Consider the following 19,854-nt stretch of genomic DNA (forward strand, 5'->3'; position numbering starts at 1 on the left):
GTGAAGTATGAGTACGGACGACAAAAATGCTGGCACGCACTCTGCCATTCTTATGAATTCACCGCTTGCACGAGTTCTTGTTCAGATCCGATGGCCGATGCTTACAAGCTTCAATCTCGATGGTGTCGCATCCGCGATGAGCCGTGCTCTTGGCGCACCTTATCCGCTCATGTCGCGCCAAGCGGAGATGCAAGTCACCTTCACGTCAACGGGACTACAAGAACAACAGACTGGTCATATCATCCGCTTCACATCCGTCGATGAAGCCTGGAATATCTCGTTGGGGAACAATTTTCTGGCTCTCGATACAAACCAGTACGAAGGTCACACCGACTTCATTGAACGGCTCCGCGTCGTGTTAGATGCGCTGACCGAGGTGGCCAGCATTCCGTTGACTGAACGCATCGGATATCGCTACACAAATCGTGTTACGGGAAAAGCCGATATCGATAGTGTTCCGGCTCGTTTTGCGCCAAGTGTGCTTGGCGGAATGGGGGCGGCAGTGTCGGATCACACTCTCCTTCACACCATTACCGAGACTGTATTCAGTGCTGAGGACGCGCTACTACTGATTCGATCCGCCAGGGTTCGCGCGAATGAGTCAATCGACCCGTCGCTACCGCCTGTCGATGAAGACAGTTGGATTCTTGATCTTGACGCATACGAGGAACAGCGCACGCCCTTCGATGTTGCCCGGATAGCAGATCGTTGCGAAAAACTCGCGGGTATCGCGCATCAGCATTTCAATGAAGTGGTTACCGAAAAATTCTACGAAAGGTACGCATGACAACCGCACAGCGTATCGACTCCCGAAAACTCATCTGGACCACAGCCGCTGGCGTTGCTGCGTTCGTTTTTCTCGGTACATCGATCCCACTCGCGCGGCCTTCCGAGCCGCAAATCATCCGACCGTCGTTCATCGCATCGCCACATACAAGCCTGGCATCAACCGCCGTATCCTCAACGGCCGAGGTTGACCTACCCGCAACTATCCCAGCGGCGATTGCAGAACTCCGCGCAAGTACGACGTTCACCTGGGACCAGGTAGCGAAGCTTTTCGGAGTTTCTCGGCGTACCGTCCATCTTTGGGCTGCTGGCGGCAACATGGCCTCCCGCAATGAAGAACACCTTGCGGCACTTATACAGGAAGTGCGCGCAATCAAGGTGGCTGCCCCTGCTGATGAACGCATGCAATTCTTTGCGATGCTTGACCGGCATCGAATGAACCTGGCGTCTACGACGAGTGATATCAGCAGGCCCGCAGAAATCTACGCTGCGGACGTGTGATCGGACGGTATGGACCACCCGTTTTTTCGATCGCTGCGCCAAGCGCAAGTAATCAAGCTCACTGGGGAGGCTGGCCTTCATGGAGACTTTATTGTCGTTTCACAGAGCTGCGATGTAGTTCAGCCCAAGCGGGAGTTACTTCAACTCGCGCCACTCGTTTCTATTCCGGACGCTGAAGTTCGACGTGGTGCGTTGAAGAAGGTGAACCCCCGATACCCCTTGGTATCCGCCGTAAACGAGGGCCTGTTTGCCGATCTTGCGAGGCTCACCAGCGTTGAGAAGCGGGCCATAGTAGACGCCAGCATCGTTTCAAAACTCGAGATCGCAGATGCTCGTGACGCACGTGAATTTGGGCTCGCCGTGGGTCGCTGGTTCAGCAGATTCGCATTCCCCGACGAGGTGCAGCCATGGCTCGCACCTGTCCAAGAACTTATTCGTAAGAAGTACGACAGCTCGCAGAGCGCTCTCGGTCGCTTGCTCCAAGACGTCACAGAGATTCGAGTGGAGGCTCCCTCCTGGGACTCGCTACCAGTGGCGATCAAACTGCACGTGATTGTCAAAGCGGGTGTTGTTCCGACGATTCCAGAGGATCAAGATCTGTCAGGACTTGGACACCTCCCGAATGATCTCGATGCACTTTGCCAGGCGATCCTCAACGAAGAAGATGTGATTCGCCGCGCCGTGCTTTGGAGCGCATTCCCTGACGCCCTCGCACAACGATGTTCTCCAAAGGGACGGGACGCGGAGAACCCTGCGGTTCGTGATGCGGTCGACTCAGTTGAAGGTGAACTGAGCTCCGATGACACCTTCTCATTGTCGAGCTTTCGTCGTTCCGAACAACTCGATATCGATTTCCTTTCCGATCCGATGCCGTAGTGATCGTCGTTTCCCGAGGCCGTCCTCACTAGGTGATTTCGGTCACAGCAACGACCTGCTCGTCTGAGGCTTGGATGTCCCTGAACAGGGTGGGGCCGACCTACATCGTCACGCCCAAGGGCCCCGTGAGGGTCCCGGCACTCGGCGACAACCCCGAATCCAACGCGTTTCACGTGCAGGATCATACGATTTCTGCATCATCTGCATACGTCGCTGACCCTGCTAAGATGGAGAGCCCTTGATGGGCTCCGTGGGTTCAAATCCCACCGTCTCCGCCATCAAGCCCTCGAAGCCATTCGGGGGCTTGTTTTGTCTCGTCCCTGCGGAGCCGAACGAATGCCATGCGGGCAACTACGATGAGAGGCAGGGCTCCACTGCCACCCGCTTGAGGTGCCCAGCCGCGCTGACGCGGCGACGAAGTGAATTGATGGAGGCGTTATCCTCGTGCCGTCTGAACCGACCCGTCTGACCGCTGAGGCTCCGGGAGGGGACCAGCTCGAGGATTTCATAGCTGCCTACTACCAGCACTTGGCGAGCGACGACGCGCAGGCGTACGAGCCGAACGTGCTGCGGGCGCGAGCGGTCGACCACTGGCGGGTCGCCCACACCCGCACCCCGAAGACCGCCAACGTGCAGATTCTCAACGAGCGCGGCTGCAGCGTGGTCTACGTCGTCACGGATGACATGCCGTTCCTCGTCGACTCGGTCACCGCCGAGCTCGTGCGGCAGAGCTCCGCCATCCACCTCGTCGTCCACCCGCTTCTGGTCGTGGCGCGCAGCCGGCAGACGAACGACATCGTCAGCGTGCGGCGGATGCCGACCGAGATCGGCATCTCCAGCGGAGACACCTCGTCGATGCCGGACATCTCCCACCTGCTCGCCTCCGAGGATGACGCCTCCCACATGGAGTCGTGGATCGCAATCGAGATCGATCGCGCGAGCGATGAGGCCGTGGCCCTGCTCATCGAGGGGCTGAAGAGGGTTCTCTACGACGTGCGCGCCGCGGTCGAGGACTGGCAATTCATGCGCGCGAAGGCGGTGCTCATCGCTGACGCGCTCGGCAGGGTGGCCGGGGCGGAGGAGATACCCGACCTCAGGCAGACCCAGGAGTTGCTGCGGTGGCTCGATCGTGACAACTTCACCTTCCTGGGGTATCGCGAATACGACCTCGAGACGGTGGAGGGGGAGGATGTCCTCACGATCCGAGACGGGAGCGGGTTGGGCCTTCTGCGCTCCGTCGACGACGGGCACCAGCTCCAGCACCTGACCGAGGCCGGACGGAAGATGGCGCGCGAGCGGCGCGCTCTCGTGATCACCAAGGCGAACTCCCGGTCGAGCGTGCACCGTCCCGCCTACTTTGACTACATCGGCATCAAGAGCTTCGACGAGCACGGCAACGTCAACGGCGAGCAGCGGTTCATCGGGCTGTTCGCCGCCACCGCCTACACGAGTTCGGTGCGGGCAGTGCCCATCCTCCGCGAGAAGGTGGATGCCGTCATGGCGCAGGTCGGCTTCCCGCCGGGGTCGCACAGCGGCAAGGACCTGCTGGGCATCATGGAGACCTACCCCAGGGACGAGCTGTTCCAGATGGAAGTGTCCGACCTCGTCGCGACGGCGCTCGCGATCCAGCGGCTGCAGGAGCGTCGCCGCACCCGCCTCTTCCTCCGCCCCGACATCTATGGGCGCTTCATGTCCGCCCTGGTCTACCTCCCGCGCGACCGGTACACCACGGCCGTGCGACTGCGCATCGAGAAGGAGCTTCGCGAGACGTTCCACGCCGAGTCCCTCGACTTCGAGGCACGGATGACCGAGTCCGCCCTCGCGCGCCTCTTCTTCCGCATCCGGCTGCCGCGCGACGCCCACCTCGAGCTCGTCGACGCCGCGCACCTTGAGCGCCGGCTTGTGCTGGCGGTGCGGTCGTGGTCAGAGGGCATCAGCGAGGAGCTGCGCGAGAACTACCCGCCGGAGCAAGCCGATAACCTCGTCGATCTCTGGGCCGACGCGTTCCCCGCCAGCTACCGCGTCGACTACGAGGTCGAGGATGCCCTCGAGGACATCGCCCGATTCGAGGCGAGCGCCGCCGCGGCGACCGAGGCGGAGGCATCCGGCGGGGGCCCCGCGCACCCGGGGCTCCACGTCTACCTCCCGCAGGCGACCGAGGCAGGGGAGGATGCCCGGATCAAGCTCTACATGATGGAGTCCAAGAGCCTGACCCAGATCCTGCCGTTCTTCCACAACCTCGGAATCGAGGTGCTCGACGAGGTGCCGTTCGATATCGAGACCTCCGACGGACGCGCCTTCTACCTCTACGACCTGGGCCTGCACTATCCGGCCGGTGTCGACCCCGTCTCGACGGGCGAGCTCCTGGCCGATTCCTTCGGTGCCGCTGTCAGCGGCTCGATCGAGTCGGACGGCCTCGACCGGCTCGTGCTCCGCGAGGGGATGCCCTGGCACCGGGTCGTGATCCTGCGCAGCTACGCCAAATACATGCGCCAGATGGGCAACGCCAACTCGTACGGGTTCATCTCCGACACCCTGCTCGCGAACCCCCGCGTCACGCGCGGCCTCGTGTCGCTCTTCGAAGCACGATTCGATCCGGACCTCGCAGCCGACGAGCGCGAACGCCGCACCCTCCAAGTGCGGACCGAGCTCGCCTCGGACATGGAACGGGTCGCCACCCTCGACGCCGACCGGGTGCTGCGCACCTTCATCACCCTCATCGAGGCCTCGCTGCGCACGAACTTCTTCCAGTACAAGCCCTACCTGAGCATCAAGCTCGACCCGACCGCGATCGACCTGCTGCCGTTCCCGCGGCCGATGTTCGAGACGTGGGTCTACTCCCCTCAGGTCGAAGGCGTGCACCTCCGGTTCGGGAAGGTCGCCCGCGGCGGGCTGCGCTGGTCCGACCGGCGGGAGGACTTCCGCACCGAGGTACTCGGACTGGTCAAGGCGCAGACGGTCAAGAACGCGGTGATCGTGCCGACCGGAGCCAAGGGCGGATTCTTCGCCAAGAAGCTCCCCGACCCCGCCGACGACCGTGCCGCCTGGATGGCGGAGGGCGTCGACGCGTACCGCACCTTCATCCGTGGGCTGCTCGACCTGACCGACAACCTCGTGACGACGGCCGACGGCGAGCAGGTGGTGCCGCCCACGAGAGTGGTCCGCCACGACAACACAGACACCTACCTCGTGGTCGCCGCAGACAAGGGAACGGCGACGTTCTCGGACATCGCCAACTCCCTGGCCGGCGAGTACGGCTTCTGGCTCGGTGACGCGTTCGCCTCCGGCGGCTCCATCGGCTACGACCACAAGGCGATGGGCATCACCGCCAGGGGCGCGTGGGAGTCGGTCAAGCGACACTTCAGCGAGCTCGGCGTCGACACGCAGGCCGACGACTTCACGGTCGTCGGGGTCGGCGACATGTCGGGGGATGTGTTCGGCAACGGGATGCTCCTGTCGAGGCACATCCGTCTCATCGCCGCCTTCGACCACCGCCACATCTTCCTCGACCCGAGCCCGGATGCCGCGGTGTCGTTCGCCGAGCGGCGGCGGCTGTTCGACATGCCGCGCTCCTCGTGGGCCGACTACGACGCTGGCCTGATCAGCGCCGGCGGTGGCATCCACCCGCGCCAGGCGAAGGCCGTTCCGATCTCGGCCGAGGTGCGCTCCGCGCTCGGCCTGCCGGAGGGCACGACCCAGCTGAGCCCGCCGGAGCTGCTCCGCGCCATACTTCGGGCTCCTGCCGACCTGCTCTACAACGGCGGCATCGGCACCTACGTCAAGGCGAGCACGGAGACGTCCGCGGACGTCGGCGACAAGGCCAACGACGTCATCCGCGTCGACGGTCGGGACCTCCGCGTGCGGGTCGTCGGCGAGGGCGGCAACCTCGGGCTGACCCAGCGCGGCCGCATCGAGGCCGCTCTCGGCGGCGTCATCCTCAACACCGACGCGATCGACAACTCCGCCGGCGTCGACTGCTCCGACCATGAAGTCAACATCAAGATCTTCGTCGACCGCATGGTCGCCTCCGGGCGGCTGGCGGAGGCGGACCGGTCCGAATTCCTGGCCGGGATGACCGATGAGGTCGCGCGGCTCGTGCTCGATGACAACATCGATCAGAACATCCTCCTGCTCAACGACCGCGCCAAGGTGATCAACTGGAGCCCGAGCTACGAGCGGCTGATGGACTGGCTCGAGGCGTCCGGCGACCTGGGGCGCGACCTCGAGGCACTGCCGACGACGGCCGTGCTGCGGGAGCGGCTCGACCAGGGCCAAGGGCTCACCTCGCCCGAGCTCTCCGTGCTCGGCGCGTACGCCAAGATCGAGCTCGCCACCGCACTGCGCGAAAGCGACCTGGCCGACGATCCGTGGTTCGGGCAGACCCTGCGCGGCTACTTCCCCCGACAGCTGTCCGAGCGGTTCGACGCCGAACTCGACACGCACCCGCTGCGCCGCGAGATCATCACGACCGTCATCGCAAACGACATGATCAACCTCGGCGGGGTGACGTTCGCGTTCCGCGCGATCGAGGAGACCTCCGCCGACCAGGCCGCGGTCGCCCGTGCCTTCGTCACCCTGCGCCACGTCTTCGAGCTGGGCACGATGGTCGACGAGCTGAACGAGCTGCCGTCGTCGTTCCCGACCGAGCACTGGACGGCCGTCCACCTCGACATCCGCCGGCTGCTCGACCGCGCGGTGCGCTGGCTCGTCAACCAGGGCGGCGCATCCCTTCCCATCGACGAGGTCGTCGCCCAGTACAAGCCGCAGATCGACCTGATCCGCGCCCAACTGGTCGACTACCTTCACGGCTCTGACCTGGCACGCGTGCGGTCGCTGCTCGAGAAGGGGCGGGAATGGGGTCTCCCGGAAGGCCTCAGCCGTCGCTGGGCCGAACTCTTCGAGGCCTTCGCGCTGCTCGATGTCGCGAAGATCGCGGCGGGCACGGACGCTCCGATGGTCGATGTCGCCGCGGTCTACTACCTCGTCTACGACCGCTTCGGCGTCGACGACCTCCTCGAGCGCATCACATCGCTGCCGCGCAAGGACCGGTGGCAGGCACTCGCCCGCGCTGCGCTGCGCGACGACCTCTACTCGGCCGTGGCCGACATGACGACGGCCATCCTGCAGGAGACCGACCCCGGCCCGGCCGCGGAGCGCCTGCTCGTCTGGGAGGCGCTCAACGCCGACCAGTTGGGGCGAGCCAGGAGCGTGTTCGAAGAGGTCAATGCGCTCGGCCAGGACGACATGGCGTCGCTGTCGGTTGCGCTCCGACTGCTCCGCTCCATCGTGCGCCGCTGAGACGTCGTTGACGCGTCCGGCCCTTCGGCGCACTGAAAACTGGCCAGCGCGGCGTGCGCTCGGCGCACGGACGCTACCGTTCGTCGCCGCGCGCCTGCCGCTCGGCGCACCGTCGCTCTGACCGCGCCGCCGCCCTCCTACGCTCGACTCACGCAATGACGCGAGTGACGAGGAGTGCACACATGTCCGACAAGCCCACAACAGCGCCGACGGCATCGGAGGGCGCCTCGTCGCCCCGGTCTGTCGCGCTGCCACCGACCGCGGTGCCTGCGGACGACCTCGCTCCGAAATGGACACCGATGAAGGTCGCGATCTGGGTCGCGATCGCGCTCCTCGGCGGAGTCAGCTGGACGATGCTCGCCATCGTCCGCGGCGAGACGGTCAACGCCATGTGGTTCGTCTTCGCGGCCGTGTGCACCTACCTGATCGCCTACCGCTTCTACTCCAAGCTCATCGAGCGCAAGCTCGTGATGCCGGATGACACTAGGGCCACCCCCGCCGAGTACAAGGCCGACGGCAAGGACTACGTCCCCACCGACCGCCGGGTGCTCTACGGTCACCACTTCGCCGCCATCGCCGGCGCCGGCCCGCTTGTCGGCCCGGTGCTCGCCGTGCAGATGGGCTACCTTCCGGGAACCATCTGGATCATCATCGGGGTGATCTTCGCCGGTGCGGTGCAGGACTACCTCGTGCTCTTCTTCTCCATGCGCCGCGGCGGACGCTCGCTCGGCCAGATGGCCCGCGAAGAACTCGGCCTCATCGGCGGCACCGCCGCGCTCATCGCCACGCTCGCCATCATGGTCATCATCGTCGCGATCCTCGCGCTCGTCGTGGTGAACGCACTCGGTGAAAGCCCCTGGGGCGTCTTCTCTGTCGCGATGACAATTCCGATCGCGCTGTTCATGGGGGTCTACCTCCGCTACATACGACCCGGCCGGGTCACCGAGGTCTCGATCATCGGTTTCGTGCTGCTGATGGCCGCGATCATTGGCGGCGGGGTCATCGCCGAGACCGACTGGGGCGTTGCGCTGTTCTCGCTCGAGCGGACCACGATCGCCATCGGCATCATCGTCTACGGCTTCATCGCCGCGGTGCTGCCCGTCTGGCTGCTCCTCGCCCCGCGCGACTACCTCTCGACGTTCATGAAGATCGGCACGATGGTGATGCTCGCCGCCGCGATCGTCGTCGTTCGCCCCGAGATCACCGTTCCCGCGTTCAGCGAGTTCGCGGGCCGCTCCGACGGACCGATCGTGTCGGGCTCGCTCTTCCCGTTCCTCTTCGTCACGATCGCCTGTGGCGCGCTGTCCGGGTTCCACGCGCTCATCGCATCCGGAACCACACCGAAGCTCGTGCAGAAGGAGCGCCAGACGCGCTTCATCGGCTACGGCGGCATGCTCATGGAGTCCTTCGTCGCGATCATGGCGCTCGTCGCCGCACTGTCGATCGACCGGGGCATCTACTTCGCCATGAACTCGTCCGCCGCCGCAACGGGCGGAACGATCGAGGGCGCTGTTGCCTTCGTCAACGGCCTCGGGCTGGCGGGGGTCAACCTCACCGGCGAGATGCTGTCGACGATGGCCGCGAACGTGGGTGAGGAGAGCATCGTCTCCCGCACCGGCGGCGCGCCCACCCTCGCCGTCGGTCTCGCGCAGATCATGCAGGGCGTATTCGGCGGGGCCGGGATGATGGCCTTCTGGTACCACTTCGCGATCATGTTCGAGGCGCTGTTCATCCTCACCGCGGTGGATGCCGGCACACGGGTCGCCCGGTTCATGCTGCAGGACACGATCGGCAACTTCATCCCCAAGTTCAAGGACACCGGATGGCGGACGGGAGCCTGGATCTGCACTGCGATCATGGTGCTCGCCTGGGGGGCGATCCTCATCATGGGAGTCACAGACCCCCTCGGCGGCATCAATACCCTGTTCCCGCTGTTCGGCATCGCCAACCAGCTGCTCGCGGCAATCGCGCTCGCGGTGTGCATGGCCATCATCGCCAAGAAGGGCCTGTTCCGCTGGCTGTGGATCCCCGCGCTCCCGCTCGCCTTCGCGGCGGTGGTGACGATCACCGCGTCGTTCCTGAAGATCTTCTCGACGGTTCCCGCGGTCGGCTACTGGGCCAACCACACCGCATTCAAGAATGCGCTGGATGCCGGCGAGCAGAGCTTCGGCGCGGCGAAGACACCCGAGGCCATGGAGGCGGTGGTGCGCAACACCTTCGTGCAGGGCACCCTGTCGATCGTGTTCGTCACCCTCGCCATCATCGTCATCGCCACCGCGATCGCCGCGACGGTGAAGTCCTTCCAGACGCGCGGCGCCGCCAGCACCGAAGACCCGGCGACCCCGTCGCGGATCTACGCTCCATCGGGATTTATCGCGACCCCGGCGGAGAAGGCACTCGAGGCGGAGTGGGAGGCGCTGCCCGCCGACCGCAAGCCGACCGTGCGCGGGCACTGAGGCATCTGATGTCCGCAGTCTCGGCAACACTCAACCGCGCGGTGCGCGGCGTCCGCTGGTACGTCACATCCCTCATGGGAGACAGGGCGTACGGCAACTACGTCGCGCACCACCGGAGCACGCATGACGGACAGCCGCCGCTGAACGAACGCGAGTTCTGGAAGGAACGGTACCGCGAGCAGGACCTCACTCCCGGGTCGCGGTGCTGCTGACCACGGTGCTGCTGACCACACCGGGCTAGGCTCGCCAGATGAACGAATCGACGCTGATCGCGCTGCTCTCGGGCAGCGCGATCGGCGCCGTCCTCACTCTCGGCGTGCTTCTCGCCTGGCGGTACGCCCGCGGATCACGCGAACTTGGCAGTGACGGGGAGCACGCCACCTATCGCACGCTCCACCTCGCGTCGCAGGCGGCCGAGAACCTGCGGGGCGGGCTCGACGCCGACGAGGTGAGCCGCGCGGCGCGGCACCTCCGCGCGCTGCTCGGCTGCGACATCCTCGCCATCGCCGACGCGGGAGGCTCAATCGTGATCGATGGCCCCGGGGAGCCCCTCCGCGAGGTCGCGGCTTCGATCGCGGAGCGGATGTCGGAGGCCTCCCGAACCCAGGTCGTGTCGGTGCCCGCGGCATCGGGCCGCGACAGCACCTATGCAATCGCTGCTCCCATCGTCACCGACGGGCACGTCGCCGGCATGGTCATCGTCTTCGCCCCGTCGCGGCGGGCGCCACTGATCCGTGCCACGGGGGAGGTCGCGGCATGGGTGTCAGCCCAGCTCCGCCTCGGCGAGCTCGACGCCTCCCGGGCCGCCCTCGCCGAGGCGGAGCTGCGGGCCCTCCGGGCTCAGATCAGCCCGCACTTCATCTACAACGCGCTCAACGCGATCGCCTCGTTCATCACCACCGATCCGAGCAAGGCACGCGAGCTCGTGCTCGAGTTCGCTGACTTCACCCGGTACTCCTTCCGCCGGCACGGCGACTTCACGACGCTCGCCGAGGAGCTGCGCAGCATCCACTCCTACCTCCTGCTCGAACGCGCGCGGTTCGGCGACCGGCTCGAGGTGACGCTGCAGATCGCCCCCGAGACACTCTCGACGGTGATCCCGTTCCTCAGCCTTCAGCCGCTCGTCGAGAACTCCGTGCGGCACGGCCTCGAGCGCAAGGAGGGCGGCGGGCGGATCACGATCAGCGCCGAGGCGGCGGGCATGAACGTGCAGATCACGGTCGAGGACGACGGCGCCGGCGTCGATCCGGATGCCGTGGAGGCGCTGCTCAGCGGGTCCGGGGGCGCGGATCACATCGGGCTGCGCAACGTGGACTCGCGGATGCGCCAGGTGTACGGCGACGCCTACGGGCTCGTCGTCGAGACGAATCTGGGCGCGGGCACACTGGTGCGGCTGCTCGTTCCCCAGTCCCAGCCGATGAACGACACGGACACCGTGGAGGCCAACGCCGACGACCGGCTGCGAATGCCGGATCGGTCCGGCTCATGATCGACGTGCTCGTCGCAGACGACGAGATACCGGCGCTCGACGAGCTCGAGTTCCTTCTGCGGAGGGACCCGCGCATCGGGACCATCCACCGCGCGGCATCCGGTGCCGAGGCGATCCAGCTGCTCACGACGGTGCGCGTGGACGCCGCGTTCCTCGACATCCACATGCCCGGGCTGTCGGGCTTCGACCTCGCCAGGGCGATCAAGCGGTTCGCCACGCAGCCCGCGATCGTGTTCGTCACGGCAGACGAGGAGCAGGCCCTCGAGGCGTTCGATCTCGCGGCCGTCGACTACCTTCTCAAGCCCGTGCGCGAGGCGCGGCTCGAGAGCTCCATCTCGCGCGTTGTCGGAGCGGTCGCGGCCGGCGCCGCGCCCGTCGAGGCGCGCCCCGACGAGATGATCACGGTCATGGTGGGCGCGACACTCCGGCGGGTGCGCCGTGGCGACGTGCGCTACGCCCAGGCCCAGGGCGACTACGCCCGGCTGCACACCGACGGCGCCAGCTACCTCGTGCGCATCCCCATCTCCGACCTTGAGGAGCAGTGGTCCGGTTCCGGCTACCTGCGCGTGCACCGCTCGTTCCTCGTCGCGCTCGCCAGCGTCACGCGGCTGAAGCTGGGGCCGCACCCCGTGGTCACCGTCGCGGGGGTGGACGTGCCGGTCAGCCGGCGACTGCTCCCCGCTGTGCGTGACGCGCTCGCCGCCCAGGGGATGAGACCCGGCCGATGAGCGGGCGCGACGTGACGCCTCCGCCGAGGCGGCGGATCACCGGCCCCCGGAGCCGGGCCCCGGCTCCGGGCATCCGCAGACCGGCGGAGGCCCAGGCGACGTCGCGTGACGTCGGCGCGATCTACCTGCGGTCGCTCATCCGCGCCCAACTGCGGCTCGCCGTCGCCTGTTGCATCGGGTTCGTGCTCACCCTCACCTCCGTGGCGGTGATCCTCGCCACCGTGCCCACGCTGCACGAGAGCTACGTGTTCGGGGTGCCGTGGTCGTGGGCGCTGCAGGCGTACGGGATGTACCCCCTCATTCTCGCGTTCGCGGTCATCTATGCCCGCGGCGCGGCCCGTAACGAACAGCGCTATCGCTTGCTTGAGGGGCGCCAGTGAGCGCCGCGCTGGCGATCGCCGCGATCGTGCTCGTGCTCGTCGCGACCGTCGTCATCGGGTTCTACGGGCTGCGCATTTCACGCACCACCGACGATCTGCTCGTGGCATCCAGAACCGTCAGGCCGTGGATGAACGCGTCGGCGATCAGCGGCGAATACCTCTCGGCGGCGACCTTCCTCGGCCTCGCCGGGCTCGTGCTGCTGTCGGGCACCGACGCGTTCTGGTTTCCGATCGGCTATAGCGCCGGGTACCTGCTCCTGCTGCTGTTCGTGGCCGCGCCGCTGCGCCGGAGCGGCGCCCGCACCATCCCCGACTTCATCGAGGCCAGGCTCGACTCCGTCGGCGCCCGGCGGGTGACCAGCCTGTTCGTGCTGATCATCGGCTGGCTCTACATCGTGCCGCAGTTTCACGGCGCCGCCATCACCGTCAACGTCGTCACGGGCCTCCCGCCCTGGGTCGGCTCAGTCGCCATCGCGGTGATCGTCGGGGTGATCGTCGCGGCCGGCGGGATGCGCTCCATCACCTTCGTGCAGGCGTTCCACTACTGGCTCAAGCTCACCGCGATGGGGGTGCCCGTCGTCGTGCTGCTCCTCGCCGCCGGAACGGTGCCCGCGGCCATCGACCCGGCCCTGGTCTTCCCGCTGGAGTCCGGGCCCGGCGGCCAGGACCTCTACCGCACCACGTCGCTTCTGCTCGCGCTCCTGCTCGGCACGATGGGGCTCCCGCACGTCCTCGTGCGGTTCTATACGAACCCCGACGGGGCCTCGGCCCGCCGCACCACCGTCATCGTGATTGTCATGATCAGCGCTTTCTACATGCTCTCGAGCACGATGGGCATGATCGGGAGGGTCTTCGCACCGGATCTGGCCGATCCCGCCACGGCCGACTCGGTGGTGCTGCTCCTGCCGTCGCGGCTGCTGCCGGGCCTTCTCGGCGACCTCGTCACCGCGCTCATCGTGGCGGGCGCCTTCGCGGCGTTCCTCGCGACCTCGTCGGGCCTGGTCGTCTCCCTCGCGGGCGTGGTCAGCCAGGACCTCCTCGGTGGGAGTGTGCGGGCGTTCCGGATCTCGGCGGTCGCGTGCGCCACCGTCCCGCTCCTCGTCACCTTCCTCACGGTGCCGGGTGGCCTCGCCAACAGCGTCGGGTTCGTGTTCGTCGTCGCCGCATCGAGCCTGTCGCCCGTACTGCTGCTCGGTGTCTGGTGGCGGGGGCTGACCGCGAGCGGAGCGGGCGCCGGGATGATCACCGGCGGGGTCGCCGCCGCTGTCTCGCTCGTCGTCAGCGGCTTCGGTCTGGTGCAGCATCCGATCGCCGTCGCGGCCTTCGATCAGCCCGCCGCATGGACCGTGCCGCTCGCGATCGCGACGACCGTGCTCGTGTCCCTCGCGAACCGCCGGCGGGTGCCCGCCCGCGCGGATCGGTACATCTCGCGCTTGCACGCCCCGGAGCGGTAGCGCGAGGGGCGAGACCTCACGTCAGGCGACTCAGGCGATCACGTCGAGCGCCGCCCGCACGATGCTGTCGATGTCGATTCCGTGGTACCGGTAGACGTCCTGCACGTCCCCGGCCTGGCCGAAGCGGCTGACGCCGAGGTTGCGACTCTTCACCTGGTTGACCCCGGCGAGGAACGCGAGGGTGTGTGGGTGGCCGTCGAGCAGGGTCACCATCGGGGCGGCGCGGTCCTGCGGGAGAATCTGGTCGAGGATCCAGCTCGGTGCCTCGCCCTGGCCGTTGCGCCCCTGGACGGCCTCGTAGAGGAGCCCCGGGCTCGTGACGCACACGACGTCGACATCGGTGCCGAGCCCCGCAAGCCGGTCGGCCGCCGCGAGGGCGTCGGGCACGAGCGCGCCCATCGTCACGATGGTCGCCCGCGGCGTGCCGGCGCTCCGCAGCCGATAGCCGCCCGCGACGGACTGGCGGCGGCGTCGCTCGCGCGCGGCCGGGTCGGCGGGCACGCCCGCGAGCTTCTGGTCGACGGGCTTGGTCGACAGCCGCAGGTAGGCGGACGTGCCGTCGGGGCGCCCCAGTTGCGACATCGCCGCCAGCAGAGTCCACTCGACGTCGATGGCGAACGCCGGCTCGTAGCTCGTGCAGCCCGGCTGTTCGAGGCCGATCGACGGGGTCTTGATCGACTGGTGGGCGCCGCCCTCCGGAGCGAGCGTGACGCCAGAGGGGGTACCGACGAGGATCGACTGCCCCCCGGCGTAGATGCCGTACGACCACGGCTCCAGTGCCCGTTCGACAAACGGGTCGTAGAGCACGCCGATCGGAAAGAGGGGCTGCCCCCACCGGCTCCAGGTCGCGCCGAGTTCACCGATGAGCCCCACGAGGTTGACCTCGGCGATGCCGAGCTCGATGTGCTGCCCGGTCGGTTTCTCCCGCCAGTGCATGATCGTCTCCGAGTCGTCGCTGAACCAGTCCCGGCGCTCCTCGGTCGACCAAACGCCGACCTTGTTCACCCAGCCGGCCAGGTTGGTGCTCGAGCTCACGTCGGGGCTCACTGTGACAACCCGGCGGGCGGCCTCCGGCGCCGCGCGCGTGAGGTCGAGCAGCGCGCGACCGAGTGCGGCCTGGGTGGTCGCGATCCCCGATGGTGTGCGCCCGAAATCGGCGGGCACGTGCGGCGGCGCGAGGGCCGGCTCCTCCTCCCGGCGCAGTCGCTCTGCCGCCCCGGCGCACACCCGCCCGGCGGCGCTGCGCCCTCCGAACCGCGACCATGGGGCATCCGCGTTCTCGCCCAGCTCTGTCGCGAGGTCGCGGTACTGCTCGACGGTGAGAAGTGAGGAGTGGTTCTGGGGGTGTCCCTCGGTCGGCAACCCGTGCCCCTTGACCGTATACGCGATGATGACCGTCGGCCTCGAGTCGTCGATCTGCGCGTACGCCTCGCGCAGGGCGCCGAGGTCGTGGCCGCCGAGGTTGCGGATGGCCTGCAGCAGGGTCGCGTCGTCGACGGATGCGACGAGCCCGACAATCGCCTCACTGCCATCTGCCGCCCCGGGAAGGCGGTCGCGCAGCTCGGCGGCGGTGCAGCGCAGCAGGCGCTGGTATTCGGGGTTGGACATGGACAGGATGCGCTCGCGCAGCGCATCGCCGCCCTCGCGCTGCAGCAGGCTCTCGAGCAGGTGACCGAACCGCACCGGGATGACCTGCCATCCGGCGGCGGTGAACAGCTGCTCGATTCGCCGCGCGGCGATATTCGGCACCACCCTGTCGAGCGACTGCCGGTTGAGATCGACGATCCACACGATCTCGCCGAGATCGACGACGCTCGAATCGAGCACTGCCTCCCAGATTGCGCCCTCGTCGAGCTCGGCGTCGCCGACGAGCGAGTACTGCCGGCCGCGGCTGGGCGTGCCCGTGACCGTCTCGGTGTACCGGCGCGAGATCGCGCCCCAGATCGGAGCCGTGGCCCCGATCCCCACGGACCCGGTCGAGTAGTCGACCGGGTCGGGGTCCTTCGACCGGCTCGGGTAGCTCTGCAGGCCGCCGAACTCGCGCAGCGTCTCGAGGTACCTCTCCTCGAGGCTGCCGAGGAGGTAGTTGATGGCGTGCAGCACCGGCGACGCGTGCGGCTTGACCGAGACGCGGTCCTCCGACCGCAGCTGCCCGAACCAGAGCGAGGTCATGATCGAGACCATCGATGCGCTCGAGGCCTGGTGCCCGCCGACCTTGATGCCCGACGTGTTCGGGCGCACCCGGTTGGCGTGGTGCACGATCGAGGTCGCGAGCCAGAGAACCCGCCGCTCGATCTCAGCGAGCGTGTCGAGGTGGGCGTCGCCGTAGCGGCACACCGGCGCGGCCGGGCTGTCGCCCTGTGCGCGGATCGGTTCCATGGTGGTCCTAGCGTTCGTGGTGGCGCGGCTCTGCGCGGCATGGATGCGGGCATCCTGCACATTTCTCGCTCCGAGTCGACCACTCAAGTCACTCCTGCGCAATAGTGGAACTGCTCGGTGATCATTCTGATTACGCGGTGAAGGAGAAGGGCGGTGTGGCGTGGTCACGATGCACACGGATCGAACGGCCGACGCGATCGACGCGGCAATACTGGCGGCCCTCATCAGGGACCCGGATGCGACGAATATTGCGGTGGCGGAGCAGACAGGCCTGGCCCGCAACACCGTGCGCACGAGGCTCGCCCGCTACGCGCGCGAGCGAATGCTGCGCTCGTTCGAGCGCCGGATCGACCCCGCGTTCCTCGGCTACCCGCTGCGGGCGTACGTGGTGACCAAGGTGACCCAGCGCAAGCTCACCGCCATCGGCGGTGCGCTCGCCGATATTCCCGAGGTGCTCGAGGTGCACGGCCTGACCGGGGTCACCGACCTGCTGATCCACGTCGTGGGGCGCGACGCCGACGACCTCTACCGGATAGCCGGCCGCATCCTCTCGATCGACGGCGTCAAACGCACGAGTACCGGGCTCGTCATGCAGGAGTTGATGGGCTACCGCATCGCGCAGCTCATCGGCGCGGACGGGCGCGCGACCCTAAGCTGAGCGCATAACGAAGGGTCGCCCCATGGCACGCAAAGTCCGAGATCAGGAATCCCAGATCGCACGCCTGAGGGCCTACAACATCGTGGCCGGAACCGCCCACGCACTGCAGGCGGCGTTCTTCGGCATCGCACTCACGTTCCTCGACTCGCAGGTGCTGTTCGGGGTTTCCGCCGACTACCCGACCGGACCTCCCGGCTTCGACAGCCCGCCCGAGACGGTCACCCTGTTCGACATCAACATCGGCGCCGGAATTGTAGCCTTCCTCGCCCTCTCGGCGTTCTTCCACTTCCTCATCTCGACCCCTTGGTTCTTCCCCCGCTACTCGAGGGGCGTGAAGGCAAACCACAACTACTTCCGCTGGGTCGAGTACTCGCTGAGCTCCTCCATCATGATCTGGCTGATTGCCCAGCTCGCCGGCATCTCCGACATCGGCGCCCTCGTCGCGATCTTCGCGGTCAACGCCGCGATGATCATGTTCGGCGCCCTGCAGGAGAAGTACGAGACCCCCGGCAATGGGCAGTTCCTGCCCTTCATCTTCGGCTCGATGGTCGGCATCGTGCCGTGGCTGCTGGTCTTCCTCTACCTCCTGCAGCCGGGATCGGAGACCGCCGCCGAGGTTCCCGGTTTCGTGATTGGCATCATCTTCTCGCTGTTCGTCTTCTTCAACACCTTCGCGGTCAACCAGGTGCTTCAGTATCGCCGGGTCGGCAGGTGGTCCAACTACCTCCAGGGGGAGCGCACCTACATCACCCTGAGCCTGGTGGCGAAGAGCTTCCTCTCGTGGCAGGTCTTCTCCGGGGCGATCATCCCTGCCCTGACGGCCTGACGGCCTGACGCGAGGCGTGGGCGCGAGAGGCTCCCGCGCGCTGGTATAGTCTCTAAGTCGGCTTCGAAGCCGAAGATGCGCCCGTAGCTCAGCGGATAGAGCAATTGACTACGGATCAATAGGCCGGGGGTTCAAATCCCTCCGGGCGCACACCGGAAAAGCCCCGCAAACGTCATGTTTGCGGGGCTTTTTGTTGTCCCGGTCGCGCGGGCCGCCCTTCTCCGGTTGGGCGCGCCCGAGCGAAATCCGCTCGCACGGCCGTGCGGATCAGTTCACCTGTTCGGCGTCCGCAATCACGTCGGCGATCTCGTCGGCGGGGTGGCGGCCTTTGCGGCTGAAGCGAGAACGGCCCGCCTTCGTGAGCTCGATGAGGATCGGGATGCCCGACAGCAGGACGATCGCGATGATGAAGTACTCCGCGTTCGCGGCCACAAAGGGAATCTGTCCGAGGAAGAAGCCCACGCAGGTCAGCCCGACGCCCCAGAGGAAGGCGCCGATCAGGTTGAAGATCACGAAGGTGCGGTACTTCATCTTGCCGACGCCCGCCGCCACCGGCACGAAGGCGCGGAACACCGGCAGGAAGCGCGCCAGGATGATCGCCTTGCCGCCGTGCTTGGCGAAGAACGCGTTGGTTCGCTCGACGTTCTCCGGGTTGAAGAGACGGCTCTCCTTGCGCTTGAAGATCGCCGGGCCGGCCTTGCGCCCGATCGCATACGCGAGTTGGTCGCCAGCGAAGGCGGCGACGAAGATCACCGACACCGTGACCCAGAGCGGAAAGTTCACGAAGCCCGTTGCCGTCAGCAGGCCGACGGTGAACAGGAGCGAGTCGCCGGGCAGGAACGAGAGCACGATGAAGCCGGTCTCGATGAAGACGATGGCGGCGACGCCCAGGAGTACGAATGGGCCGAACCAGCGGATCAGCCAGTCGGCGTCGAGGAATTCGATCCCGAAGAGCAAAGCAGTCATGGGGATTGATCCTAACAGCCGCCCCGTCGATGCCCGGCTGAGAGGTGGGGCACGGCCAGCCCCTGCAGAGCCTAGCCCGCCTCTTCCCGGTCGTCGTCGAGAGGCGGGGTTTCCTCCTCGTCCTCCTCGACCCGTTCGTCGGGGTCGATGGTCGCCGGCGCGGGAGGCGGGTCGGTTTCGTCCGCCAGGTCGACCACGCGCTCGTCATCGAGATTCGGTTCGTATTCTCTGCTCATGGCTCGAGTTCCTCTCCCTGCGCGGTTGCTGCTGACCTACTCCGACACGCTACGCCGCCTCGATGCCGCACTCAACGGCTCTGCCCCCGGTCGCGCCGCGCAGCACGAAGGCCCCGCCGCGGGGTGCTCGACGGGGCCTTCGTGGAGGTGGCAGTGCTTAGTCGCCCAGGACCGACGTGAGGTCGGTGTCGCCGAGGATGCCGTCCACGAGGGCATCCGTGTCGACCGTTCCGTCGACCACGTCGGTGACGACGTCGCCGGAGTCGCTGCTCGTCGAGGTCTCGTTGCCGGAGGCAACGGGCGCGGTGACGGGGGCATTAACCGGGGTGGTGACGGGGATGTCGTTACCCGAGGCGACGGGCGCGGTCACGTCGTTACCCGACGCGACAGCGTTGCCCGAGAGGTTGTCGCCGCTGAGAACGTCGCCGGTGGACACGTCTCCGGTCTCGACGTCGCCGGTGGTGACCTCGGGGGAGAAGACGAGCGGCGAGGAGTTGGAGAGCTCGCCACCGGTCAGACCGAAGTTGCTCGTGAGGTCGCCGACCGAAAGGTTCTCCAGCAGGCCGGCCTGTGCTGCGCGGTCGCTCGAGCTCGTGAGCGAGCCGACCTGCTCGCTGGAGGTGGAGGCCATGGCGGGGGCGGCGGCGCCCGCAATGATGAGTCCTGCTCCTGCAACTGCGATGGCACCAAATGCGGACTTCTTCGTGAAGATGTTCATAGTGGCTATTTCCTTACGTTGTGACCGGAGGAGACCCCCGGTCGATCGGGTCCAGGTATTCCCTGGCCCGGTTGGTGCTCCGGAGGCGAGTGGAATTCGGTTT

Annotated in this window: 16 protein-coding genes and 1 tRNA gene; 13 read left to right on the top strand and 4 right to left on the bottom strand. The window is 66.8% G+C overall.

The genetic code is table 11. From position 1 onward, the window contains the following. The first annotated feature begins 7 nt into the window (after positions 1-7). The 10 genes from ABIB15_RS10220 to ABIB15_RS10265 all read left to right on the top strand — a co-directional run bounded on the left by ABIB15_RS10220 (position 8) and on the right by ABIB15_RS10265 (position 13,968). Complete coding sequence (locus ABIB15_RS10220) at positions 8-787, top strand: TIGR04255 family protein (RefSeq protein ID WP_354477844.1); 780 nt, start codon at positions 8-10, stop codon at positions 785-787. Further along, entirely contained in the window at positions 784-1,287 is a 504-nt protein-coding gene (locus ABIB15_RS10225) for a hypothetical protein (RefSeq protein ID WP_354477846.1), read from the top strand. The genes ABIB15_RS10220 and ABIB15_RS10225 overlap by 4 nt, the downstream gene beginning before the upstream one ends. 9 nt (positions 1,288-1,296) lie before the next feature. Then, the gene (locus tag ABIB15_RS10230; RefSeq protein ID WP_354477849.1) at positions 1,297-2,163 is read left to right on the top strand and encodes a hypothetical protein; all 867 of its coding nucleotides are present in this window, start codon (positions 1,297-1,299) and stop codon (positions 2,161-2,163) included. A 444-nt stretch (positions 2,164-2,607) separates the two neighbouring features. Then, entirely contained in the window at positions 2,608-7,461 is a 4,854-nt protein-coding gene (locus tag ABIB15_RS10235; protein ID WP_502908944.1) for an NAD-glutamate dehydrogenase, read from the top strand. A gap of 182 nt (positions 7,462-7,643) precedes the next feature. Beyond that, a complete protein-coding gene (locus tag ABIB15_RS10240; RefSeq protein WP_354477852.1) occupies positions 7,644-9,917 on the top strand; it encodes a carbon starvation CstA family protein in 2,274 nt (757 codons plus the stop codon). 8 nt (positions 9,918-9,925) lie between these two features. Then, on the top strand, positions 9,926-10,129 hold the full coding sequence (locus ABIB15_RS10245; protein ID WP_354477855.1) for a YbdD/YjiX family protein: 204 nt from the start codon (positions 9,926-9,928) through the stop codon (positions 10,127-10,129). Between the two features lie 38 nt (positions 10,130-10,167). Next, entirely contained in the window at positions 10,168-11,406 is a 1,239-nt protein-coding gene (locus tag ABIB15_RS10250; protein ID WP_354477858.1) for a sensor histidine kinase, read from the top strand. After that, the gene (locus tag ABIB15_RS10255; RefSeq protein ID WP_354477861.1) at positions 11,403-12,134 is read left to right on the top strand and encodes a LytR/AlgR family response regulator transcription factor; all 732 of its coding nucleotides are present in this window, start codon (positions 11,403-11,405) and stop codon (positions 12,132-12,134) included. Before ABIB15_RS10250 ends, ABIB15_RS10255 begins: the two co-directional genes overlap by 4 nt. Next, positions 12,131-12,514: a heavy metal transporter gene (locus ABIB15_RS10260; protein ID WP_354477863.1), complete on the top strand. Its 384-nt coding sequence runs from the start codon at positions 12,131-12,133 to the stop codon at positions 12,512-12,514. The genes ABIB15_RS10255 and ABIB15_RS10260 overlap by 4 nt, the downstream gene beginning before the upstream one ends. Beyond that, positions 12,511-13,968 (top strand): sodium/solute symporter, encoded by a 1,458-nt coding sequence (locus ABIB15_RS10265; protein ID WP_354477866.1) that lies wholly within the window; start codon positions 12,511-12,513, stop codon positions 13,966-13,968. The genes ABIB15_RS10260 and ABIB15_RS10265 overlap by 4 nt, the downstream gene beginning before the upstream one ends. A gap of 30 nt (positions 13,969-13,998) precedes the next feature. Here the strand turns inward: ABIB15_RS10265 and ABIB15_RS10270 are convergent, their stop codons facing one another. Further along, a complete protein-coding gene (locus tag ABIB15_RS10270; RefSeq protein ID WP_354477869.1) occupies positions 13,999-16,347 on the bottom strand; it encodes a thiamine pyrophosphate-binding protein in 2,349 nt (782 codons plus the stop codon). Between the two features lie 169 nt (positions 16,348-16,516). On the opposite strand from ABIB15_RS10270, the gene ABIB15_RS10275 reads away from it, so the two are divergent. The 3 genes from ABIB15_RS10275 (at position 16,517) to ABIB15_RS10285 (ending at position 17,981) form a co-directional block, all read left to right on the top strand. Next, a complete protein-coding gene (locus ABIB15_RS10275; RefSeq protein ID WP_354477872.1) occupies positions 16,517-17,005 on the top strand; it encodes an Lrp/AsnC family transcriptional regulator in 489 nt (162 codons plus the stop codon). Between the two features lie 22 nt (positions 17,006-17,027). After that, on the top strand, positions 17,028-17,831 hold the full coding sequence (gene heR / locus ABIB15_RS10280) for a heliorhodopsin HeR (protein ID WP_354477875.1): 804 nt from the start codon (positions 17,028-17,030) through the stop codon (positions 17,829-17,831). Between the two features lie 77 nt (positions 17,832-17,908). After that, a tRNA-Arg gene (locus ABIB15_RS10285) sits at positions 17,909-17,981 on the top strand. A gap of 117 nt (positions 17,982-18,098) precedes the next feature. On the opposite strand, the gene ABIB15_RS10290 is transcribed toward ABIB15_RS10285, so the two are convergent. From ABIB15_RS10290 to ABIB15_RS10300, 3 genes are all read right to left on the bottom strand, one after another. Beyond that, positions 18,099-18,797 (bottom strand): DedA family protein, encoded by a 699-nt coding sequence (locus ABIB15_RS10290; RefSeq protein WP_354477878.1) that lies wholly within the window; start codon positions 18,795-18,797, stop codon positions 18,099-18,101. A 71-nt stretch (positions 18,798-18,868) separates the two neighbouring features. Continuing rightward, positions 18,869-19,033 (bottom strand): hypothetical protein, encoded by a 165-nt coding sequence (locus tag ABIB15_RS10295; protein WP_354477881.1) that lies wholly within the window; start codon positions 19,031-19,033, stop codon positions 18,869-18,871. A gap of 157 nt (positions 19,034-19,190) precedes the next feature. After that, positions 19,191-19,751: a hypothetical protein gene (locus ABIB15_RS10300; RefSeq protein WP_354477884.1), complete on the bottom strand. Its 561-nt coding sequence runs from the start codon at positions 19,749-19,751 to the stop codon at positions 19,191-19,193. Positions 19,752-19,854 lie beyond the last annotated feature (103 nt).

Origin of the sequence: Marisediminicola sp. UYEF4, assembly GCF_040546025.1 — a bacterium.
Classification (GTDB): domain Bacteria; phylum Actinomycetota; class Actinomycetes; order Actinomycetales; family Microbacteriaceae; genus Marisediminicola.